The sequence below is a fragment of the Glaciecola sp. 33A genome (assembly GCF_002836745.1).
In the GTDB taxonomy this organism is placed as follows: Bacteria; Pseudomonadota; Gammaproteobacteria; order Enterobacterales; family Alteromonadaceae; genus Glaciecola.
The window spans coordinates 162,028-184,206 of sequence record NZ_PJAR01000040.1 but is presented as its reverse complement, the minus strand read 5'-3'; the positions used below and the strand labels follow the sequence as shown (position 1 = coordinate 184,206).

Genomic DNA, 22,179 nt, shown 5'->3' with positions numbered 1-22,179 from the left:
AAGCAGTTGGTAAAAAGCAGTTGGTAAAAAGCAGTTGGTAAAAAGCAGTTGGTAAAAAGCGGTGACTTTGTGTTCAAAATCACCGCTCTTACAAGTGTTTAGTTGTTAGCACTGTAGAACCTAAAACACTTACTTCTTTTTATGGAAAGTCATTAAACGTTTGCGCTTACGTTCTTGCCCTACGGTTAACTTATTTACTTTGCCTTCAAACGGGTTCGCACCCTCTTTGAATTCAATTCTTATTGGTGTGCCCATCGTTTTGAGGGCTTTACGATAGTAATTCATTAAGTAGCGCTTATATGAATCAGGTAAGTCTTTCAATTGGTTACCGTGAATGACAATCACTGGCGGATTATACCCTCCGGCGTGAGCGTACTTCATTTTAACTCTGCGACCATGGATAAGTGGCGGTTGATGGTCGTCCTGTGCCATTTCCATTATTTGCGTCAGTACTGATGTGTTAATACGCACAGTAGCTGAGTTATAAGCTTCTTGAACGGACTCAAACAAATGGCCAACACCTGTGCCATGCAAAGCTGAGATAAAGTGTAAACGAGCAAAATCGACAAACCCTAGGCGTCTGTCTAGCTCACGCTTAATTTCTTCCTTAACATGTGTCTCAAGACCATCCCATTTGTTCACAGCCAACACTAGAGAACGTCCAGAATTAAGCACAAAACCTAGTAGTGATAAGTCCTGGTCAGTGACCCCTTCTCTAGCATCGATAACTAGCAACACCACATTTGACTCTTCAATCGCCTGCAACGTTTTTACAATAGAAAATTTCTCGACTGTTTCTGATACTTTCCTACGTTTTCTAACGCCAGCGGTATCGATCAGAATATATTCACGCTTATCCCGCTTCATCGGTATAAATATACTGTCTCGAGTGGTGCCCGGTGAATCGAAAACGACAACACGTTCTTCACCCAAAATGCGATTAATTAGTGTCGACTTACCCACATTAGGTTTACCAACTATGGCTAATTTAATTGGTGAGTTTTGCAAACGCGATAGCTTCGCATCAGGATCTTCTTCTTCTCTTTCTACTTCCACTATCTCCATATCAGGAAATAATTTTTCGAGTGGCGTTAAGACATGAGTCATCAACTGTGACACTCCACGCCCGTGCGCAGCTGCAATTTGCAGTACCTCAGGAAAGCCTAACTTAAAGAAATCAGCGGTTTCGCTGTCACCATCCAGTCCATCCACTTTATTTGCCACCAAATACATGGCTTTGCTTTGTTTACGCAAGTGCTCCGCAAGACTAATATCATCAGGGGTTAAACCAGCTCTTGCATCAACTAAAAATAAGACCACATCAGCTTCGTCAATGGCTAATAATGATTGTTCAGCCATAACAACATCAATACCTTCTTCATTGCCAGTGATACCACCGGTATCAACCACGATGAAAGCTCGGTTTTCGAATTTTGCGGGACCATACTTACGATCACGTGTCAAACCCGGAAAATCAGCAACCAGTGCGTCTCGAGTATTTGTTAATCGATTAAATAATGTTGATTTACCAACATTGGGTCGGCCAACCAAGGCCACTACAGGTAACATTCTTCGCCCTTAATAAAAAACGCCAATGACATATCATTGGCGTGTATTGTTATCCTTTCGAACACCTTATCTTGCCTACAGGCATATATTTAACCGTACGCCAAATTGGCGTCCAGAAAATACAATTTCAACTCATTCAGGTTGAGTAATTGCAGCAAGTTTACCTTCTCTCGTTGTTACATATAAGGTATTTTGCGCACTAACAGGCGCAGTAAAGATCGCTTCATCTTCATCATCGCCGCCAACCTCTAATTGTGCTACAAGCTTGCCCTCGTCCTGAGTAAACCAGTGCACGAAACCAAACTTATCGCCAACTACTACGTATCCACTATGCGGTGTTGCTGATGTAATATTGCGACTTTTCAAGGCAACATTAGACCACAATTCGACACCACTGCGACGATCAATAGCATATAAGTTACTGTTATTATCAATCACGAATAAACGGTTACCATCAATACTTATATTGCGATATGAACCGTACTCTCGAGTCCAAATAACCTGACCTGTGCGAAGTTCTACAGCAGAAAGAGTGCCATTGTATGATACGACAAACACGTTTCCACCAAACACCAATGGCTTGACATCAATATCAACGATACGTTCTAGTTCAGTTGCACCTGTGGGAGAAGCAATTTGAGTCTCCCAAGCTACCATACCAGTCTCGATTAGAGTGACCTGGAGCTTTCCCGAAGGAGTACCAACTAAGGCACCACCACTGTCTGCTGCTGGAGCTGAAACACCACGTAATGTTAAGGGAGGAACATCTGACTCTGTTATCCATTTTTGCTCGCCAGTGTCAGGATCCAATGCAATTAAATGGCCTGAAGTCGTATTAACTAGGACTACGCCTGAATCAACTGCCGGAGCAGAAATAACTTCGCCTTTAACGCCCACTTTCCATTTCAACTCGCCAGTTGCCTCTTCAAGGGCATATACGTAACCATCTTCTGTACCAAAAAAAACAAGTTCATAAGCGACCGTGAGTCCGCCAGAAATTTTTGCCGACACTGCGCGATTTGAATACCATAATATCGCTTTCTTGAAACTGTAGTTATCGTAGTTTGCGAAGTCTTGCTCCCAGATTTTTTTACCAGTTTCTGGCTCAATGGCAACAACTATGCCATCGCGACTAGCGGCAAATACTTTGCCGTAAGCGACAGCTGGTGCTAAACGTGAGAAATAGTCTTGAACACCATCACCGACGTCTGTTTCCCATTTAACTTGCGGTTCGAAAGTTGCTTCAATTGGTTTTAAGCGACGAATTTCAATTTCATCATCTTCCGCGAACAAGTCAGAGACAGTTGCACAGCCACTGAGTGATAAAGCGAGCAACGCTATTGCTATTCTATTCTTCACTGGGCGACACCTGCCGCTTCGGTTGCAGCGTAGTTTAAGTTACTTAGCTTCATTTCTACTATACGATTGTCAGGTTGCTCAGCAAGTACCAAATCATAAGCCTCTTTTGCTTTATCAAACTCTTTTATCGCTAAGAAAATGTCGCCTTTGATTTCTTGAACTTGGTCACTAAAGGAAGCACTCGCCACGGAGTCCAACGTTGCTAATGCGCCAGCAGTATCGCCCAGTTGATTTTCAACGCGAGCCAAACGAACTTTTGCCAAATCAGCGATGGCCACACTAGGTGAATTACTAACAGCCATATTCAAATGCATTTTTGCCGCATCAAAATCTTTATTCTCTACCGCTTTTTGAGCTGCAACTAAGCTAGTTAATATAGCGTAACCTGAATCAGTATTTTCCTTTGCAAAAGCACTCGCTTTGCTCAAACCTTCTTCAGAGTCTATTCCTTCAAGCGCAATTTGAAAGGCCATTGATTGGGTTTCCTTGCCTTCAATAGCCATCTCGTTATATTGTTGCCAACCGAACAAACCAGCCAAGGCAATGCCGACACCAACGATTATCGCTGTTCCATTTTCTTTCCAAAAGCCTTTGATTGCTTCTACTTGTTGTTCTTCGGTTTCGTAACGTTCCATTGAATTCCTCTACGCTTACTGCATATATCTGGTTAATAACTACATTTGCTCTGACTAACTATGTTCCAAAAGGTGCTTACAGCCATTCTGCTAGGGCAGATAACTCACTTAGTAACAAACTAGCCTGCGGTTTATCTTGTTTTAAATATTTTACTGAAACACTTGCTTTGGCAAGTGCATCTTCTTCAATAATAACGGCAATCGCAGCATCGGATGCCATTGCCTTTTTCATCTGTTTCTTAAAGTTACCACCACCGCAGTGCTGTTGCACTTTCACTGTTGGCAGTTGGTTTCTTATTTGTTCAGCAATCTTGGTCGCTGCTGACTCAGTATTTTCACTCATTGGCATCAAATAGATATCGACTGCGTTATTTGCGTAAAGCGACTCATCAAGGCTCTCTACCAACAGAACTAGTCTCTCTAAACCCATTGCAAAACCGACGGCTGGGCTGGCTTTACCACCCAACTGTTCAACCAGTCCATCATATCGGCCGCCAGCACAAATAGTACCTTGAGCACCTAATAGGCTGGACACCCATTCGAATACGGTACGATTATAATAATCTAATCCACGCACTAAACTTGGATTAACTGTGTATTGGATGCCTAAATCGTCTAAACGTTCACATAAAAGTGAAAAATGCGCTTTTGATTCATCATCCAAGTGGTCAATCAATTTTGGTGCGTCTTTCACGATTTTTTGTACGGCGGGGTTTTTACTGTCCAACACTCGCAATGGATTGGATAACAACCTACGTTGGCTATCTTCATCAAGTTGATCGTGGTGCTGCTGCAAAAAAATAACTAATAATTTTTTATACGCAACTCGTGCATCAGCCGACCCTAACGAGTTAATTTGTAGTTCGACTTTGTCCGCAATACCAAATGCCTGCCACAATCGAGCACCAATCAATATCATTTCAACATCAATGTCAGGGCCATTAAGACCGTATGCTTCGACACCAAACTGATGAAACTGACGATAGCGCCCCTTCTGGGGGCGCTCATGCCTAAACATTGGCCCCATATACCATAAACGTTGCTGTTGATTATACAGCAAGCCATGTTCATTACCCGCTCTTACACAACAAGCCGTTCCTTCCGGACGCAATGTGAGGCTATCACCATTGCGATCCTCAAAGGTATACATTTCTTTTTCGACGATATCGGTAACTTCGCCGATCGAGCGTTTGAATAAGTCTGTACTTTCGACAATAGGTGTACGAATTTCTTGATAGCCGTAATTGGCAACAACGCGACGGATATTCGATTCGACAAACTGCCAAATACCAGTTTGTGATGGTAAGCAGTCGTTCATACCTCTGATTGCTTGAATAGTCTTTGCCACAGTTGTCTCTAATTAATTATATAAAACGCAACATTATAAGGATTTTGTCGCGCTGGGTAAAATCTAGGAGGCCTGTTTTTGCGTGTTTTATGGATTTTTTTTCGCTTTATGCGGAATTATTCGATTTAGCTACTAATATCAGTTATTTTAATCCGGTTTTTCTCGTCAAGCTGTGCTGCTTTTGCTCGAATACGTTTTTCTAACTGGTCGACTAAGTTTTCGTTAGACAAACGTTCGCGTTGACGCTTCCCGTCTAAATAAAAACCACTCATGTTACGCGCACCCGTTAACCCTATATCAGCCACTTCAGCCTCACCCGGACCATTTACAACGCAGCCAATAATGGAAACATCCATCGGTGTTACGATATCTTCTAAGCGTTCCTCCAAGGCATTGACTGTAGAGATAACATCAAACTCCTGTCTTGAACAACTCGGACATGCAATAAAGTTAATGCCTCGTGCCCTAATTCTCAATGACTTAAGAATGTCAAAGCCGACTTTTATCTCTTCAACAGGATCGGCAGCGAGTGAAATTCGGATGGTATCGCCAATACCTTCGGCTAACAGCATACCAAGACCAACCGCACTTTTTACTGCACCAGCTCGAAAACCACCGGCTTCAGTAATACCCAAGTGCAAAGGCTGAACAATTTGCTTAGCTAGCAAGCGATATGCGCCGACGGCTAAAAACACATCAGACGCTTTTACACTGACCTTAAATTGATCAAAATTAAGCTTATCAAGAATATCAACATGCCTCATTGCTGACTCAACGAGGGCTTCAGCTGTTGGCTCTTTGTATTTTTCTTGAATGTCTTTTTCTAAGGAACCGCCGTTAACACCAATTCGAATTGGAATGTTGTTATCTTTTGCGCAATCAACAACGGCTCTGACCCGTCGTAAATTACCAATATTGCCAGGGTTAATTCGTAAACAATCAACCCCATACTCTGCCACTTTTAACGCAATTCTGTAATCAAAATGTATGTCAGCAACCAGCGGAACGCTAACTTGTTGCTTTATTAACTTGAATGCTTCCGCCGCTTCCATCGTTGGCACTGAAACACGCACGATGTCACCGCCAACATCTTGAATACGCTTTATTTGTGCAACTGTAGCTGCAACATCTAAGGTATTCGTATTAGTCATCGACTGAACGGCAATAGGAGCGCCATCACCAATAGGGACATTGCCTACATTTATTCTTGTTGATTTACGACGAATGATCGGAGAATCAGAAAACATTATTCACCTGTAATAGATAGTTCAAATTTAACGGGAATACCACGCGGATAACTCGAAAGATCAACTGGCGCGCCAGCAAAATCGATATCAACAGTTTGAGGCGGGCACATATTCACCGATATAGGAGGAGTCCCCCTAACTGACATTACTCTGCCTTTTACTTTTACCCCTAGCGCCATAACTTCATCATTCGCATCTTTAACACTTAACCAACAGTCTTCTTTAAAAGTAAAAATGACATCAACAGTACCGTTACTGTTAATGGTATATCCGTCTATAATCCGGCTGCTGATGCTAGGCATCGGGTTTTTTATATCACTCTCAGCAACAATTGGATTGTCGCTATCTGACGATTGATTGGCTAGTTCAGTGTTTTTTTTATCCAGCGTTTTCGCTTGTTCCCCTTCACTGGCATCACTATCAGTAATATTTTCACTATTTTGCGTCTGAGTATCCAGTGTGCTATCCGTATTGGTCATTGCATTTTGACTTTTGATATCTTCTTCAGAAATCGCTAATTCATCGGGCATATTTGGATTATTAGTCATCGCATTAACAGATTCGCCTTCATCTACCTTATTCGATTGCTCTGTCACGTTATTATTAAAAAGATTCAACCTGTTCATTATCGATTTATCAGATTGCTGATACCACCAGATAACCAACGAAGCAACAACCAAAAATACGATGAGATAAGTCACCATCATCCATCGATCATCATTCGCTTGTTTAGCCACACGTTGAGAAAAGCTCTGCAATTTTGCAGGTTGCTTTTCACCTTTATGCAACACATCAAAGTTTTCAAGCAAGGGATCGACTGGCATACTTAACAGTTTCGCATAGATCCTGACGTATCCTTTAGTAAAGGTAATTGAAACACCAGGCTTGTGTGTATCAGTCTCTATATCTTGAATATTTCCCAAGCGCAGGTGCAGACGATCAGCAACTTGTTGTTGAGTCAACCCCATCGCCTCACGACCCTTTTTCAGTTGTTGACCGGGCGTCGCTTGAGTTGCCTCTTTTGTCGCCTCTTTTGTCACCTCTTTTGTCGCCTCTTTTGTAAGCTCTTTTGTCTTATTATATTCTTCAGTCATTATTTTCTGGGTCCTTTACCCGCAATTTCATCCCTATTACTATAGCGGATGGATCGTCAAGGTTGTTCCATTGCATTAGGTATTTCATTTTAACGTTATATCGAAGTGATATGCGATATAAGTTTTCCTTTGGTAGCACCGCATGATAGCTGGCATTGTCGTCAACCGCCTCATCTATTTGCTGTGTTGCTTTATCTTGTGCTTCATTCACGGCAACTTCAGAGACCGTGTCGTCTACTGCGAGTGTATTATCAACTTTTTGCATCTTACCTTCAATGCTTGCAGACTCATCATTTTCAGCAATAAAATCAGCAGCAAATGCAACCTCCAATGCGGCCTCACGTTTTTCGGCAGCGTTAGCGCTAATAGCATTGTCTATGTCAGTGACTTCAGTTGTGGCATCACTTACTAACTCAGGCTCCATCAGCTCAGGCTCCATCAGCTCAGGCTCCATCAGCTCAGGCTGTGCTACCTCGGGGTTGTCGTTTACAACGGTGTTTCCTCCCGTAACCGGCTCCTCATTCGATACTGTCGGTGTTAACGTTTTCACCTGCTTATTTACTTTTATTAAAGCAGGGATTGGTGTAGTTGCCGTTTGAGTATTTTCCACTGAGTTGTTTGCATTCGCTTCTAGACTGACCTGCTCTGCTAACTGCAAATTTACTCTTTGTTTATTTTTAACAGTGGCTACGGGTTGAAATTTACCCATTTGTTTTTTGAAAAGTGCCGTATTTGAATGTTCAGGAAACATACTTTGCATTAATTCGCCGTAGCCAAGTGCGGCTTTGGTGTCACCTAAGCCTTGCGCGATTTCGTAGGATAGCCAGAGTGATTCAGGCGAAAACCGCGAAACGCGGTCATACTTCCACAATAACTTTTTCGCCTCATCATAATTGCCTTGTTCTTTTTTTAATTGCGCTAAAAAGTATAAGCTTTTACTGCGTGTCGGCTGATGGTTTAGGGCTAAGTCTAAAAAGTCAATCGCTTCATCTACTTTGCCTTGATCTACCGCACAGATAGCTAAATTTTCATAGGTTTCAGCTACGGAGATATACCTTTTGCTAGTAGCCGCTTTCAAAAGATAAGATTTGGCCTTCTCATAACGTCCCAACTCACATAAAAACGCACCATAACTATTAATAATATTTGGATTTTCAGGGGCGAACTTAAGAGCTTGAAGGTAGTATTCCTCCGCAAGGATAAGCTCGTCCACCTGCTGATAATAGTACGCCATTGCAAAATGAGCATCCGCTGACTTGGGTGCGAAATTTAACGCTTTATCTAAATTAGCTTTCGCCTGAGAAAAATTTCCATTACTCAGATAAGTAAGACCCAAACTCACTCTATTTTTTGCGGCTGCTTCTTTATTGATACCAGCAGCGCCAGCAAAGGCTGGATCCCTTGGCTCAGTAACACAAGCGCCTAAGAATGCACAAAGAAGAATAGCGGCTACATATTTTTTCAACATGGTAATTCTCTACTGTTTGTTATTGCGCCATTTTTACAGAAATTGGTTTTCCATTCATCTGTTTTTTTAGTAATCGTTTGGTTCTATCAACAACGTCACCCACTAATTGCCCGCAGGCTGCATCGATATCATCACCGCGGGTTTTTCTGATCACCACAGTAAAGCCATATTCCATGAGCACCTTTGAAAATCTATCCATTCTTGAATTGCTCGAGCAGGTATAGGGCGTGCCCGGGTAAGGATTAAATGGTATCAAATTTATCTTGCAAGGCGTTTCTTTCAATACTTTGGCTAATTCATGCGCTTGGTCAGTGCTGTCATTAATATGATTCAACATAACATACTCGACGGTTACTTTGCCTTGGTTTGCTTTCGATTTTGCCAAATAACGCCTTACACTAGCTAAAAATTCTTCAATCGGGTATTTTTTGTTTACCGGTACAATTTCATCTCGCAATTTATTATCAGGCGCATGCAATGAAATAGCCAGTGCAACATCAATTTGGTCGCCCAGCATATCCAAGGCAGGCACCACACCGGATGTACTCAAGGTAACTCTGCGCTTAGACAATCCAAATCCAAAATCATCTAACATAATACGCATCGCAGGGACAACATTTTTAAGGTTAAGTAAAGGCTCACCCATCCCCATCATGACAACATTAGTGATAGGCCGTTGCGACGTATCTTTTGACAAGCCAATAAACGTCGCAACACGCCATACCTGACCAATGATTTCAGCGACTGACAAATTACGGTTAAAGCCCTGTTGTCCTGTTGAACAAAAAGTGCATTCTAATGCACACCCGACTTGCGAAGAGACACACAAAGTCGCACGGTCAGTTTCAGGTATCCATACCGACTCAATCTCTTGACCACCCTCTAACAGCATTGCAAATTTAATAGTGCCATCGGTTGCTTGTTGGTGCTCGGAAATAACCGGCGCTTTAATTACGCAATTACTCTTTAATTTTGATCGTAAATCTTTATTTATGTTCGTCATTTTATCGAAATCAGACTCACCTACTTGGTAGATCCACTTCATTATCTGCTCTGCGCGGAATGGTTTCTCGTTGATAGAGGCAAAGTAGTCGCCCAAGCCCTGTCGGTCCAAGTTCAATAAATTGACTTTTTTAATCTCTTTTTGTGGCTCTGTACTTACTTGGCTTGCGGACATTTTTTTTACCTTCATAACAATTTATAACAAATATCGTTGCACGCTCTATAACAACCAAGGTTGCACACCAATACAGTATACTTGATTAGACTGAATTAAGAGCGATTTAACGTGGGCTTATAAGCCCTCTATAATTTAATTAAAAAAGGGAGCCGAAGCTCCCTTAGTATAACACTTCGTTTGCTTAGCGTGTGCGTGGGCAAATTTCTTCATCAGGGAAGAAGTAAGCTATCTCTCGAGCCGCTGACTCCGGTGCATCTGAACCGTGACATGCATTTTCATCGATAGACTCTGCGTAATCTGCACGTAACGTGCCTGCTGAAGCATCTGCTGGGTTAGTTGCGCCCATGATTTCTCTGTTTTTCACAACAGCATTGTCGCCTTCAAGCACTTGAACCATTACTGGACCCGATGTCATGAAGCTAACAAGTGCGCCAAAGAAAGGACGCTCGCTATGTTCTGCATAGAAGCCTTCAGCTTGTTCTTTGCTCATGTGAACCATTTTTGAAGCAACGATGCGCAATTTTGCAGTTTCAAAACGGTTATAGATTGCGCCAATAACGTTTTTCGCTACTGCGTCAGGTTTAATGATCGAAAAGGTACGTTCTAAAGCCATGGTTAATTCTTCCAATTTACATATTTTTACAATTTCGCGCGATTATAAAGAAGATGAGGCTCAATGAATACCCCTTCGTCACAAATTCGTTTTTTAAATTCATTCTATTAATCTATATTTGGTCTCGCCGTAAACCCATTCAATATAAAATAAGGTTTATAATTCAATTGCTTGATAGTAAAAAAGTGTGACTGAGCAGCTAAATTTAAGTGCCTTATGAAAGTGAAATAATTCATAACAAAACGCTCAATCTTTACAGCGGCATTATGATTGTTACCTAATGCTCTTCACTAGCATGATTGATCGTGTACTTGGGTATCTCAACAACCAAATCTTCATCACGAATAATTGCTTGGCAACCTAAGCGAGATTCAGGTTCTAGTCCCCAGGCCTTGTCCAATAAGTCATCTTCTAATTCATCTGATTCACCTAATGAGTCGTAACCTTCTCTAACAATAATATGACAAGTGGTGCATGCACACACTTTTTCACACGCATGCTCAATACCAATACCATTTTTTAATGCTAAATCCAGCACTGACGTACCTGTATCTCCCTCCAACACAGCACCGTCTGGACAAAGATCTTTATGGGGTAAAAAAATAACTTGTGGCATTCATCAATCCTAATTTAAATATCATCAACCGAGTGACCCGCTAGCGCCTTTTGAATAGATTTATCCATCCGTCTAGCTGCAAAGTCTTGGCTTAATTTATCAACAACATCAATCGCCTGTTTAATAGCATCAACATCATTATTTGTTGCACACAGCCCCAAGCTCTGCAGAGCGTGATCTATCGCTTTTCTTTCGTTGTCCGATAATAATTCATCACCATCTTCAGCCAACGCTCCATGCATAGCTTCAAGTACTCGACTCGCATCAACTTGTTGCTCTTTTAACATTCTTGCTTGCATATCTTGTTTGGCGTTTTGCATACTAGATTGCAACATATCCAGTATTTCTGATTCTTCCAAACCATAGGAAGGCTTAACCTGCACTTCAGCTTTTACACCACTTGATTTTTCCATCGCAGTTACGTTTAACAAGCCGTCAGCGTCAACCTGAAAAGTAACTCTTATATGAGCCGCGCCTGCGGTCATTGCGGGGATACCTTTTAAAGTAAACTTAGCCAGCGAACGACAATGCTCAACCAATTCACGCTCGCCCTGTAATACATGCACCAACATCGCTGTTTGGCCGTCTTTGAAGGTAGTGAATTCTTGCGCTTTTGCAACTGGAATAGTGGTATTTCGAGGAATAATTTTCTCTACCAACCCGCCCATCGTTTCAATGCCTAAAGACAACGGAAGAACATCCAACAACAGCATATCACTGTCAGGCTTATTACCAACCAAAATATCGGCCTGTATACCTGCGCCGATGGCCACCACTTTATCTGGATCGATCGATGTCAGTGGTGCTTTTTTGAAAAATGCTTCAACTTGCTGACGCACAAGCGGTACTCGTGTCGAGCCGCCAACCATGATGACTTTGTCCACTTCCTCAAGACTAACACGAGCGTCTTTTACCGCTCTTTTACACGTACTGATGGTTTGCGTTACTAGCTCATTAATTAGTTGATTAAACTGCGCTAGCTGCATACTAACTTGTGTACTTTGCTCTGCACCTAGCAATTGAATCGACACAACGCTACTAGCGGCATTACTCAAGGATTCTTTTACTTCCTTACCCGCATTCATTAAGCGGCGATAATTTTTTTTCTCTGCAACCGCATCTAAACCAAGTTGTTGCGCTAAATGGCTGGCTAGCAGGTGATCAAAATCGTCTCCGCCTAGGGCTGAATTACCGCCTGTTGCAAGTACCTCGAATACACCTTTATTTAAACGTAGAATTGAAACATCAAAAGTACCGCCGCCCAGATCATAAACCGCAATAACGCCTTCTTCTTTGCTATCCAAACCATAAGCAATGGCGGCCGCAGTTGGCTCATTTAGCAAACGCAGTACATTCAGGCCCGCTAATTGCGCTGCATCTTTAGTACCTTGGCGCTGAGCATCATCAAAATAAGCAGGAACAGTTATAACAGCACCCGTAATTTCTTCACCCATCCGCGCCTCAGCTCGCTTTTTCAGTGCGCTTAAAATATGTGAGGAGATTTGAATTGGGTTTAACTCGCCTCTGGGCGTAATAAACCGCGGAGATAGTGACTCAGCAACAAATTGATAAGGTAATTGATCCCAATGAGCAGTCACATCCGCTAAACTTCTGCCCATGAATCGCTTAACTGACATAATCGTATTTGCAGGATCTGCATTTGAGTTATCTCTTGCATGATAGCCAACATCAATTGATGCTTCAGAATAATGCACCACCGATGGCAATAGATGTCTTTCCTGTTCGTCGGCCAAAGTCACGCATTGACCACTTTTTACAGCACTCACTAATGAATTGGTTGTACCTAAGTCAATTCCAACTCCTATTTTACGTTCATGCGGAGCTGCACTTTGGCCGGGCTCGGCAATTTGTAATAATGCCATATAACTTAAAACCTTTTAATTTATTTACTAACTATCCGTTATCCGGTCTAGTTTTGTTTCGATTTCGTCAGCAAGTTTAACCATAAACTTCATCTTGCCTAACTCTTGCGCTGCTGCTTGGTTATCTTGCTCGTTATTATGTGACAAAAAAGCTAAAATTATTTTTTCTTGCTTAACCAGAATTTCATGGTTGTCGACAACCAGTTTTTCTAGCGCTTCTGCCGAAGTAGCGTCGTCTAATGTTTCACGCCACTCCATTTGCTCCATTAAAAATTCAACGTCACCCACCGTATTTTGTTCACTAGGCAGCTCAACACCACGTACTATTAGTAAGTGTTCACCTCTAGATATAGGTGATTTAAGCACCGAATAGGCATCGTTAACTTGAGAGTTTTTGGTGAGATACATGCGCTTTTGTTGTTCACTTGCACTAGCAAAGCGATCAGGATGTGTCAATTTTTGAAGTGTTTGATAGTGCTCTTTGAGTTTTTTCAGGTCTATCTCGAACTGTTCAGGAAGGTTGTATAGCTCAAAGTAATTCATCATACAGAAGCCTTGCTTTGGAAAACGAAGAAAGCGCTAACCGAAAAAGATTAGCGCTAAAAAAAAGAGTTATACGTTGAAGCTTTCGCCACAACCACATTCGCCATTAGCATTAGGGTTGTTAAATTGAAAACCTTCATTTAGGCCCTCTTTACCAAAATCTAACTCGGTACCATCAAGGTATGCCAAGCTTTTGCCGTCGATAATGATGTTGACACCATTGTCTTCAAACATTTCATCCCCAGGATTGAGGCCATCAACAAATTCAAGTACATAAGCTAAGCCAGAGCAGCCAGTAGTCTTGACACCCAAACGCAAACCTAAGCCGGAACCACGGCTGTCTAAAAATGATTTTGCGCGAACGGCTGCAGCGTCAGTTACCTTAATACCCACTCAGATACTCCTTAATTTGTGTCATTAATATTTGTTGCTAGCAATCCTGATTAAAAACCAAACGGCAAAATTAAGCGCTATGCTTCTTTTTGTAATCTGCAACCGCGGCTTTGATAGCATCTTCTGCCAAAATTGAGCAGTGAATTTTTACTGGAGGTAACGCTAATTCTTCGGCAATATGAGTATTTTTGATCAATACGGCCTCGTCAATGCTCTTACCCTTTACCCATTCGGTGACCAAAGAACTTGAGGCAATAGCAGAACCACAACCATAGGTTTTGAACTTTGCATCTTGAATAATGCCGTCCGGGCCTATTTTAAGTTGTAGTTTCATTACATCACCACATGCGGGCGCTCCAACCATACCTGTTGCAATAGTTGGGTCGTTCTTATCAAATCCGCCAACATTACGAGGATTTTCGTAATGGTCAATTACTTTTTCACTATAAGCCATGGTTTTTACCCTTAACGTTTTGCGAAATATAAACACTTTTCAGTGTAAAGATATTTTATATTTCGCGATTTTAAACTAATTAAACTATTTTTTGTACATAAGCAACCAATTACTATTACCTAAATACCCAATATTTATGTTTCAACTAAGACGCATAACCTGCTCATCATCTTTAATCACGAACTTAGTGAGAGGCCCATTTAACGGTGCTCAAGTCGATACCTTCTTTATACATATCCCAAAGTGGCGACATGTCGCGAAGTTTATCAATTGCGTTGTGAATAACGCCAATCACGTAGTCTATTTCTTCTTCAGTAGTAAAACGCCCCAAACTAAATCGAATTGAGCTGTGCGCCAATTCATCATTCAGACCAAGTGCACGTAGAACATAAGAAGGCTCCAAACTTGCAGAAGTACATGCAGAACCTGAAGATACGGCCATGTCTTTTAGTGCCATTATCAACGATTCTCCTTCCACATATGCGAAACTTACGTTCAAGTTATGCGCAACACGTTGAACTGCGTCGCCATTTAAATAAACAGCCTCCATGTCTTTTACGCCGTTATAAAGTTTGTCACGCAACATTTTTATACGTTCGTTTTCGCTTGCCATTTCTAGTTTAGCTAGACGAAAAGCTTCACCCATTCCAACTATTTGATGGGTTGCCAGTGTACCAGAACGCATTCCACGCTCATGACCGCCACCGTGTATTTGAGCTTCAATACGAACTCTTGGCTTGCGCGACACATACAACGCGCCAATACCCTTAGGACCATAAGTTTTATGCGCACAAAATGACATTAAATCGACGTTTAATTCTTGCAGATCAATAGGTATTTTACCTGTGCTTTGAGCTGCGTCAACGTGGAACAAAATCTTACGTTCACGACATATCTTACCGATTGCACCTATGTCTTGAATTACACCAATTTCATTATTAACGTGCATAATACTAACAAGGACAGTGTCATCGCGCATTTCAGCTTGAAGTTTGTCTAAGTCTACTAAACCACTCGGTTCGGGCATCATATAGGTAACTTCAAAACCCTCACGCTCAAGTTGACGGGTCGTATCGAGCACTGCTTTGTGTTCAGTCTTAACCGTAATAATATGCTTGCCACGCTTCTGATAAAATGTAGCTGCGCCTTTTATAGCAAGGTTATTTGATTCTGTTGCGCCCGATGTAAACACGATTTCGCGTGGATCCGCATTCACAAGATCCGCAATTTGATTTCTCGCAATGTCTACCGCCTCTTCAGCAACCCAACCAAAATGGTGAGAACGTGAAGCTGGGTTACCGAAATTGCCTTCATTGGTTAGGCATTCTTTCATTTTTTCGGCGACACGAGGGTCAACTGGTGTGGTTGACGAATAATCTAAATAGATTGGTAACTTAATATTGCTCATTATCGCTCCGATTAAAGTTGCATACTGATTTCAATTTCGCTGACTAAATTTTTTGCCGTCGCTTTAGTCTCATCTTGGCGATCGGCCACTTCTTTCACTTCGTTTGTTTTCATTAACTCGCCAATACTGATACCATTTAAAAACTGACTAATCCTATCACTGAGGTCTTGCCATAAGGTATGTGTTAAGCAACGTTCACCACCTTGGCAATCAGCCAGTCCTTTACACCGTGTCGCGTCTATGGACTCATTTACAGCACGAATTACTTCGCCAACTGCAATATCGTTTGCTGGGCGACCTAGCTTATAGCCGCCGCCGGGACCTCTGACGCTGGACACTAATTGTTCTTTACGTAAACGAGCGAACAATTGTTCTAAATAAGATAACGAAATTTCTTGTCGTTCTGAAATATCGGCCAACGACACGGGTCCGTTGCGAGAATGCAAAGCTACGTCGAGCATTGCGGTGACTGCATAACGACCTTTTGATGTCAGCTTCATATGTCCCTCATTTCGGTTAACAGCCAAGCGGCATGCAGTTGGGATCGAAATTGTATATACCTGAGTAAATTTGTCAAGTATATACCCTAGCATTTTACTAGGTTATTATTTACCGCCTTGATTTTAAATGAAAAAAGCTACCTTAAGGGCAATTAAATAGACTCGATGTAGCGGCATCAAATAGTGGGATCAAATAGTAGGATCAAAGGCTTCCTCAGCCGCTTTTTTTAACACCGGTGAGATGCCGGTATCAGCAAAGTCTGTCACGTCTAACTTTGGAATTGAATCACTACAAACATCTCCGCCGAGTGATTGAATAACCCGACACATTTCTTCTACTTTAGTGTCCATTTGGTGAACATGTTCAAGCATAATTCCCATTGCATTGGCTACAGGGTCAGGATTTTCTTCACTCACCGCATAGGCATCAAAGCCATATATTTTTGCGATAGCTTGGCGCTTGTGCTTGGTTTTTATGGTCGGTTCATGAGTATTTTGTTTTTGCAGTAAATTGCGCCCCGGTATGCCAACGCACGTTGCGTTTTCAGGCACGTCCTTGACCACCACGGAATTTGAACCGATGCGAGCATTTTTGCCAACAGTAATAGGCCCGAGTACTTGCGCCCCTGCACCCACGACCGAATTATCCTCAAGTGTGGGATGGCGTTTGCCTGCTTTCCAACTGGTTCCGCCCAATGTGACCCCATGATATAAAGTCACATCATTGCCAATTACAGCGGTTTCACCAATCACGACACCCATGCCGTGGTCAATAAACACTCTGCGGCCAAATTGTGCACCCGGATGAATTTCAATGCCGGTTAAAAAACGTGAAATATTGGATAGAAAGCGCGCGAGCCAGTTAAGCTTCCATTTCCATAATTGGTGACTGATACGATGCACCCATATTGCGTGCAAGCCTGGGTAATTGAACAACACTTCCATCGTGTTCCTAGCCGCAGGATCTCGATGGAATACACTTTTAATATCTTCACGCATTAGACTAAACATTACTTTTTGTTTCCACTCGCTTTATCTATTGAAGCCAACATACCACGTAAGATATTTAACTCTTGAACTTCGGGCCTAGCCCTAGTAAATAATCGACGCAGCTTTGTCATAACCATACCGGGATGATTGGCAACGATGAAATTGACATCTTTTAAGGTTTTTTCAAGGTGCACATAAAAACGCGCTAAGTCTTCATTTAGCGGATATTCACTTTTAACCGCTGACGCATATTGCAGTGCCTCTATATCAAGATGATTAACTCTGATCTCATAACACAGCGTTTGTACCGCAGCAGCAATGTTCAATGAGCTATACTCTGGATTAGCTGGAATACATACGTGAAAGTGACATTGTTGTAATTCGTCATTGCTTAGACCGTTATTTTCGCGCCCAAATACCAACGCAACCGGGTAAGTATCAGCTTCAACAACTAATTTATGGCCACATTCTCTGGGCGTTAACATGGGCCAAGGTAACGTTCTTGAACGTGCAGAAGTGCCCACTACTAAGCCACAATCACTAACTGCTTCTTCAAGCGTGCTCACTATTATTGCGTTCGCCAGCACATCGCCCGCGCCCGCTGCTAAGGCAATTGACTTCCCATCTGGGGCCGAAATGGGGTCGACTAAATACAGTGAGTTAAGCCCCATTGTTTTCATCGCGCGAGCCGCTGAGCCAATATTACCGGTGTGACTGGTATTAACTAAAACAATGCGAATATCTGAAAGCATGAACGTATTCCGTTTAATAATAGCGTAATAAAAAATAGAGAATGGCAAAGAAATCCCATGCCGCTTTAAAACTAAGTGCACATTAAACGCTGCCTAAAGACCATACAAGGTCGGCACTCTACCTATTCGTCTTGCACATTATTTAAGCGCGCAAAGTTTATCACAACCAACAATAACTGTCTTTTGCAAAAAAGGAATAAACTTTAAACATCACGATCTCTTTGGCGCATAAAACAGATGCCGTGTGATATCACTTGCTGCGACTGCGCATACTTCTAATGACGTGCCATGAAAAACACCAATAGACCCATTCATAGGTTTCTGTTAACATACGCGCGATTTTTTAGGCATGTTCTCGACTCAAAAGCACTAAAGGTGCACTTTTCGGCGGCGTGACTCAACTGTTCTTTTTACAACTTGGTGGTTCTAACTATGCATCCTATGCTCAATATCGCTGTGCGCGCAGCTCGCTCAGCAGGAAACGTGATCGCTCGTGGATTTGAAACTTTCGACGACCTACAAATCGAACAAAAAGGCGAAAATGACTTCGTAACTAAAATTGACAGGGAAGCTGAACAAACCATTATTTACAAAATCAAGCAATCATATCCTGACCATACTTTTGTAGGCGAGGAAGGTGGCATTATGGCCGGTGACGATGACTATAAATGGATCATTGACCCACTTGATGGAACGACTAACTTCATCAAAGGTATTCCTCACTTTGCGGTCTCTATTGCGTTACAGTATAAAGGTCGCTTAGACCAAGCGGTTGTATTTGATCCTATTCGCGGTGAATTATTTACAGCAAGCCGAGGTAACGGCGCACAACTAAACGGTCACCGTATCCGCGCAAGTCAGGCAAAAGAGTTAGGTAATACAATCTTAGCCACTGCCTTTCCGTATAAGAACAAAACGTCGTTAAACGAATATATGTCAGGCTTTAATAAAATATTTGCTGAATGTGGGGATATACGCCGCGGTGGTTCTGCAGCTCTGGATATGGCTTATGTTGCTGCTGGTCGCTTTGACGGCTACTGGGAACGTGGCATTAAACCTTGGGACATCGCCGCTGGTGAATTGTTAGTGCGCGAGTCTGGCGGACTAGTCACTGATTTTGCGGGTGGTAATGACCCACTGTTAAGCGGTGAAATTGTCGCTGGCAGCCCTCGTGTTGTTCAGGCTATCGTTAAAAGACTTAAATAATATAAAAAAACCCGCTCTACAGAGCGGGTTTTTTTGTTAGTAAGTTCTTTGTAATTGATAATAAAGGAAACTTTATTGCCTATACAGGATCTTGGTCTTCCCCTTCTTTGATAATTTCTGTCGGTATTAAATCATCCCTGCTAATACCTAAAGCCAAGCCGACCGCACTTGCAATATATACTGAAGAATAGGTACCAACGATAACACCAAATAGCAATGCGGTTGCAAAACCGTGGATCAGAGCGCCGCCTTTATAAAATAAAGCGACTAGTACTAAAACAGTTGTCAAAGAAGTAATAATTGTCCGATTCAAGGTTTGCGTCAACGAAATATTAATAATCTCCACTGGCTCTTCTTTACGTATTTTTCTGAAGTTTTCACGTATCCGGTCTGACACGACAATCGTATCGTTAAGCGAATAACCAATAACGGCTAAGACGGCAGCTAATACAGTCAGGTCAAATTCAAGTTGTAACACAGAGAATAAACCCAAGGTCAAAATAACATCATGCGCCAACGCCGCAACTGACCCTAACGCAAAGCGATATTCAAAACGCATTGCCACGTAAATCAGAATACAAATCAGAGCAGCAAGCATGGCCAAACCACCTTGTTCGGTTAACTCATCACCCACATTTGGTCCAACAAATTCAATGCGACGCATGTCGACTTTAGTGCCATCGGCACGCAACGTCGCCAATACTTGATCACCAATTTCAACTGCCTTCACACCTTCTCTTGGTGCAAGGCGAATTAACACGTCTTGGCTGCTACCAAAGTTTTGCACCATAGCATCCGTGTAGCCTGCATCGAGCATAATCGTTCTGACTGCTTCGAGATCAGCTGATTGTTCATAACCGACCTCAATCAATGTTCCACCGGTGAAATCGAGACCCCAATTTAATTGGTTGACAGCAAGTGAAAAAATTGAGCCTATTATCAACAAGGTTGAAAAAATCATCGCTGGGAAACGCCACTTCATAAAGTCGACGGTTTCCTTTAGTCTTAATAATTGAAATCCCATTTGACTCTCCTATATCGCTAACTTGGTCACACGTTTACCGCCCCATATGCTATTAACTAGCAAACGAGAAACGACAATCGCGGTGAACATTGATGTAGCGATACCTATCATCAACGTAATTGAAAATCCTTTGATTGGACCTGTTCCTACAGCGAACAAGATCAAACCAGCAATGAACGTAGTAATGTTCGCATCCAAAATAGTAGAGAACGCATTGTCATAGCCAAAATGAATTGCTTGCTGCGGACTCCTGCCGTCGCGCAATTCCTCTCTAATTCTTTCGAATATAAGTACGTTAGCATCAACAGCCATACCGACGGTCAGAACAATGCCCGCCATACCTGGCAAGGTTAATGTGGCACCTGGTATCATCGACATAATTCCAACGATCATGATCAGATTTAATAACAGCGCGATATTAGCAATAACGCCAAAAGCACGGTAATAAATAAGCATGAATACAAGGACTGCGGCCAAACCCCAAATGATTGCGGTCATGCCTAATTGAATATTTTCTTTACCTAAACTGGGTCCGACCGTGCGCTCTTCAACTATTTGAATTGGCGCAATCAATGCACCCGCTCTCAACAGTAGCGCCAACTCTCTTGCTTCCGTTGGTGAATCTAGGCCGCTAATTTGGAATGAAGAGCCTAATTGTGCTTGGATAGTTGCTACACTGATGATGTCTTCTTTCTTTTCAAAAACAAGCTTACCGTCTGCGTCACGTTCACCCGTAGTTTTGTATTCAATAAACACCGTGGCCATTAGCTTTTTAATGTTTTCTTTTGTCGCCTGTGACCACTTTGCGCCGCCTTTTGAGTCAAGGTCAATGCTCACGTTGGGCACGCCATATTGATCAACACCACTATTTGCGTCAATAATGTGCGAGCCTGTTAGCATCACTTGCTTTTTCAACAGATACGGCTGGCCGTTTTTATGATAAATAACCTCAGAGCCTGCCGGCGCTCTTCCGCGCATTGCATCACGCACATCATTTATCTCATCCAGCATGCGAAACTCAAGAGTCGCTGTCGCGTTCAAAATCTCTTTTGCCTTCGCTGTGTCTTGAATTCCAGGTAATTGCACAACTATGCGTTCTTGACCCTGTTTTTGAACCAGGGGTTCTGCGACACCAAGTTGATTTATTCTGCTGCGAATTATCGTCACATTTTGGCTTACAGCAGCGTCGCGAATTTCAGCTAAGCGTTCTTCCAAAAATGCGGCCCTGAGTGTCAAATCATCACGCTCAGTGATGCTCAAAGCTCGGAACTGATTACGCAGGTAAAATTGCGCTTTTTCAAGCATTTCACCGTCGCGAAATATGACGTCTACTGAATCAAGATTTTGTACAACGGCGCGATAAAATATTCTTTCTTCACGTAGCTGTAACTTAAAATCGCCGACGACGTCTTCGTAAGCTTTAGTTGTTGCGCTGTTCATATCAACTTCCATTAGGAAGTGAACACCGCCGCGCAAGTCCAATCCTAATTTCATTGGACTAGCACCTACGGCATTTAACCAATCAGGTGTGTCCGGCGCTAGGTTCATCGCAACAACGTAGTCATCATTGTCAAGTTTGCTATCAATTAACTCTCTGGCAATAAGCTGTGTATCTGAATCCAAAAGACGAACTAAGATGCGTTCATTTTCAAGTTCAATACGTTTGATTGCTATGCCCTCTTCTTTCAAAGCGACCTCAATAGAGGTTTTCAACTCTTCGCTTACAAAGGCATTGTTACTTGCAGAAATTTGAATAGCGTGATCTTCACCATAAATATTAGGCATTGCATATAACGATGTTATTGCAACAACGAATATGACTAAAATATATTTCCAAAATGGAGTTTTATTTAACACAACGGGACCCTACAAAAGCACAATAGCAGTCTAGACGCTA

General features: G+C 42.2%; 21 protein-coding genes. 1 reads left to right on the top strand and 20 read right to left on the bottom strand.

Going from position 1 to position 22,179, the window contains the following annotated elements:
• Nucleotides 1–129: 129 nt before the first annotated feature.
• The 18 genes from der to trmJ form a co-directional block, all read right to left on the bottom strand.
• A complete protein-coding gene (der, locus tag CXF81_RS11065; RefSeq protein ID WP_101181411.1) occupies nucleotides 130–1,569 on the bottom strand; it encodes a ribosome biogenesis GTPase Der in 1,440 nt (479 codons plus the stop codon).
• 132 nt (nucleotides 1,570–1,701) lie between these two features.
• A complete protein-coding gene (bamB, locus tag CXF81_RS11060; RefSeq protein ID WP_101181410.1) occupies nucleotides 1,702–2,928 on the bottom strand; it encodes an outer membrane protein assembly factor BamB in 1,227 nt (408 codons plus the stop codon).
• Nucleotides 2,925–3,563, bottom strand: a complete 639-nt coding sequence (locus CXF81_RS11055) for a tetratricopeptide repeat protein (protein WP_101181409.1) — start codon at nucleotides 3,561–3,563, stop codon at nucleotides 2,925–2,927. The genes bamB and CXF81_RS11055 overlap by 4 nt, the downstream gene beginning before the upstream one ends.
• Before the next feature lie 76 nt (nucleotides 3,564–3,639).
• On the bottom strand, nucleotides 3,640–4,911 hold the full coding sequence (gene hisS, locus CXF81_RS11050) for a histidine--tRNA ligase (protein WP_101181408.1): 1,272 nt from the start codon (nucleotides 4,909–4,911) through the stop codon (nucleotides 3,640–3,642).
• Nucleotides 4,912–5,036: 125 nt separating this feature from the next.
• Nucleotides 5,037–6,158 (bottom strand): flavodoxin-dependent (E)-4-hydroxy-3-methylbut-2-enyl-diphosphate synthase, encoded by a 1,122-nt coding sequence (ispG, locus tag CXF81_RS11045; RefSeq protein WP_101181407.1) that lies wholly within the window; start codon nucleotides 6,156–6,158, stop codon nucleotides 5,037–5,039.
• Nucleotides 6,158–7,252 (bottom strand): RodZ domain-containing protein, encoded by a 1,095-nt coding sequence (locus tag CXF81_RS11040; protein ID WP_101181406.1) that lies wholly within the window; start codon nucleotides 7,250–7,252, stop codon nucleotides 6,158–6,160. Before CXF81_RS11040 ends, ispG begins: the two co-directional genes overlap by 1 nt.
• Entirely contained in the window at nucleotides 7,245–8,720 is a 1,476-nt protein-coding gene (pilW, locus tag CXF81_RS11035; RefSeq protein ID WP_101181405.1) for a type IV pilus biogenesis/stability protein PilW, read from the bottom strand. Before pilW ends, CXF81_RS11040 begins: the two co-directional genes overlap by 8 nt.
• Before the next feature lie 19 nt (nucleotides 8,721–8,739).
• Nucleotides 8,740–9,897: a bifunctional tRNA (adenosine(37)-C2)-methyltransferase TrmG/ribosomal RNA large subunit methyltransferase RlmN gene (locus CXF81_RS11030; RefSeq protein WP_101181404.1), complete on the bottom strand. Its 1,158-nt coding sequence runs from the start codon at nucleotides 9,895–9,897 to the stop codon at nucleotides 8,740–8,742.
• 184 nt (nucleotides 9,898–10,081) lie between these two features.
• Entirely contained in the window at nucleotides 10,082–10,513 is a 432-nt protein-coding gene (gene ndk / locus CXF81_RS11025; protein WP_101181403.1) for a nucleoside-diphosphate kinase, read from the bottom strand.
• Between the two features lie 277 nt (nucleotides 10,514–10,790).
• Entirely contained in the window at nucleotides 10,791–11,129 is a 339-nt protein-coding gene (gene fdx / locus CXF81_RS11020) for an ISC system 2Fe-2S type ferredoxin (protein ID WP_101181402.1), read from the bottom strand.
• Between the two features lie 14 nt (nucleotides 11,130–11,143).
• Complete coding sequence (gene hscA, locus CXF81_RS11015) at nucleotides 11,144–13,012, bottom strand: Fe-S protein assembly chaperone HscA (RefSeq protein WP_101181401.1); 1,869 nt, start codon at nucleotides 13,010–13,012, stop codon at nucleotides 11,144–11,146.
• A 27-nt stretch (nucleotides 13,013–13,039) separates the two neighbouring features.
• Nucleotides 13,040–13,558: a Fe-S protein assembly co-chaperone HscB gene (gene hscB / locus CXF81_RS11010; protein ID WP_232771893.1), complete on the bottom strand. Its 519-nt coding sequence runs from the start codon at nucleotides 13,556–13,558 to the stop codon at nucleotides 13,040–13,042.
• Between the two features lie 66 nt (nucleotides 13,559–13,624).
• Nucleotides 13,625–13,948 (bottom strand): iron-sulfur cluster assembly protein IscA, encoded by a 324-nt coding sequence (gene iscA, locus CXF81_RS11005; protein ID WP_006009705.1) that lies wholly within the window; start codon nucleotides 13,946–13,948, stop codon nucleotides 13,625–13,627.
• Nucleotides 13,949–14,018: 70 nt separating this feature from the next.
• Nucleotides 14,019–14,402: a Fe-S cluster assembly scaffold IscU gene (iscU, locus tag CXF81_RS11000; protein WP_101181400.1), complete on the bottom strand. Its 384-nt coding sequence runs from the start codon at nucleotides 14,400–14,402 to the stop codon at nucleotides 14,019–14,021.
• Between the two features lie 184 nt (nucleotides 14,403–14,586).
• Nucleotides 14,587–15,810, bottom strand: a complete 1,224-nt coding sequence (locus tag CXF81_RS10995; RefSeq protein WP_101181399.1) for an IscS subfamily cysteine desulfurase — start codon at nucleotides 15,808–15,810, stop codon at nucleotides 14,587–14,589.
• Nucleotides 15,811–15,821: 11 nt separating this feature from the next.
• Nucleotides 15,822–16,310, bottom strand: coding sequence for a Fe-S cluster assembly transcriptional regulator IscR (gene iscR, locus CXF81_RS10990; protein WP_101181398.1), 489 nt, complete (start codon nucleotides 16,308–16,310; stop codon nucleotides 15,822–15,824).
• A gap of 189 nt (nucleotides 16,311–16,499) precedes the next feature.
• Nucleotides 16,500–17,321, bottom strand: coding sequence for a serine O-acetyltransferase (gene cysE / locus CXF81_RS10985; protein ID WP_101181397.1), 822 nt, complete (start codon nucleotides 17,319–17,321; stop codon nucleotides 16,500–16,502).
• Entirely contained in the window at nucleotides 17,321–18,052 is a 732-nt protein-coding gene (gene trmJ, locus CXF81_RS10980) for a tRNA (cytosine(32)/uridine(32)-2'-O)-methyltransferase TrmJ (RefSeq protein WP_101181396.1), read from the bottom strand. The genes cysE and trmJ overlap by 1 nt, the downstream gene beginning before the upstream one ends.
• A 432-nt stretch (nucleotides 18,053–18,484) precedes the next feature.
• On the opposite strand from trmJ, the gene suhB reads away from it, so the two are divergent.
• The gene (gene suhB / locus CXF81_RS10975; RefSeq protein ID WP_101181395.1) at nucleotides 18,485–19,258 is read left to right on the top strand and encodes an inositol-1-monophosphatase; all 774 of its coding nucleotides are present in this window, start codon (nucleotides 18,485–18,487) and stop codon (nucleotides 19,256–19,258) included.
• A 79-nt stretch (nucleotides 19,259–19,337) separates the two neighbouring features.
• On the opposite strand, the gene secF is transcribed toward suhB, so the two are convergent.
• On the bottom strand, nucleotides 19,338–20,282 hold the full coding sequence (gene secF, locus CXF81_RS10970; RefSeq protein WP_101181394.1) for a protein translocase subunit SecF: 945 nt from the start codon (nucleotides 20,280–20,282) through the stop codon (nucleotides 19,338–19,340).
• Nucleotides 20,283–20,291: 9 nt separating this feature from the next.
• A complete protein-coding gene (secD, locus tag CXF81_RS10965; protein WP_101181393.1) occupies nucleotides 20,292–22,139 on the bottom strand; it encodes a protein translocase subunit SecD in 1,848 nt (615 codons plus the stop codon).
• Nucleotides 22,140–22,179: the final 40 nt, after the last annotated feature.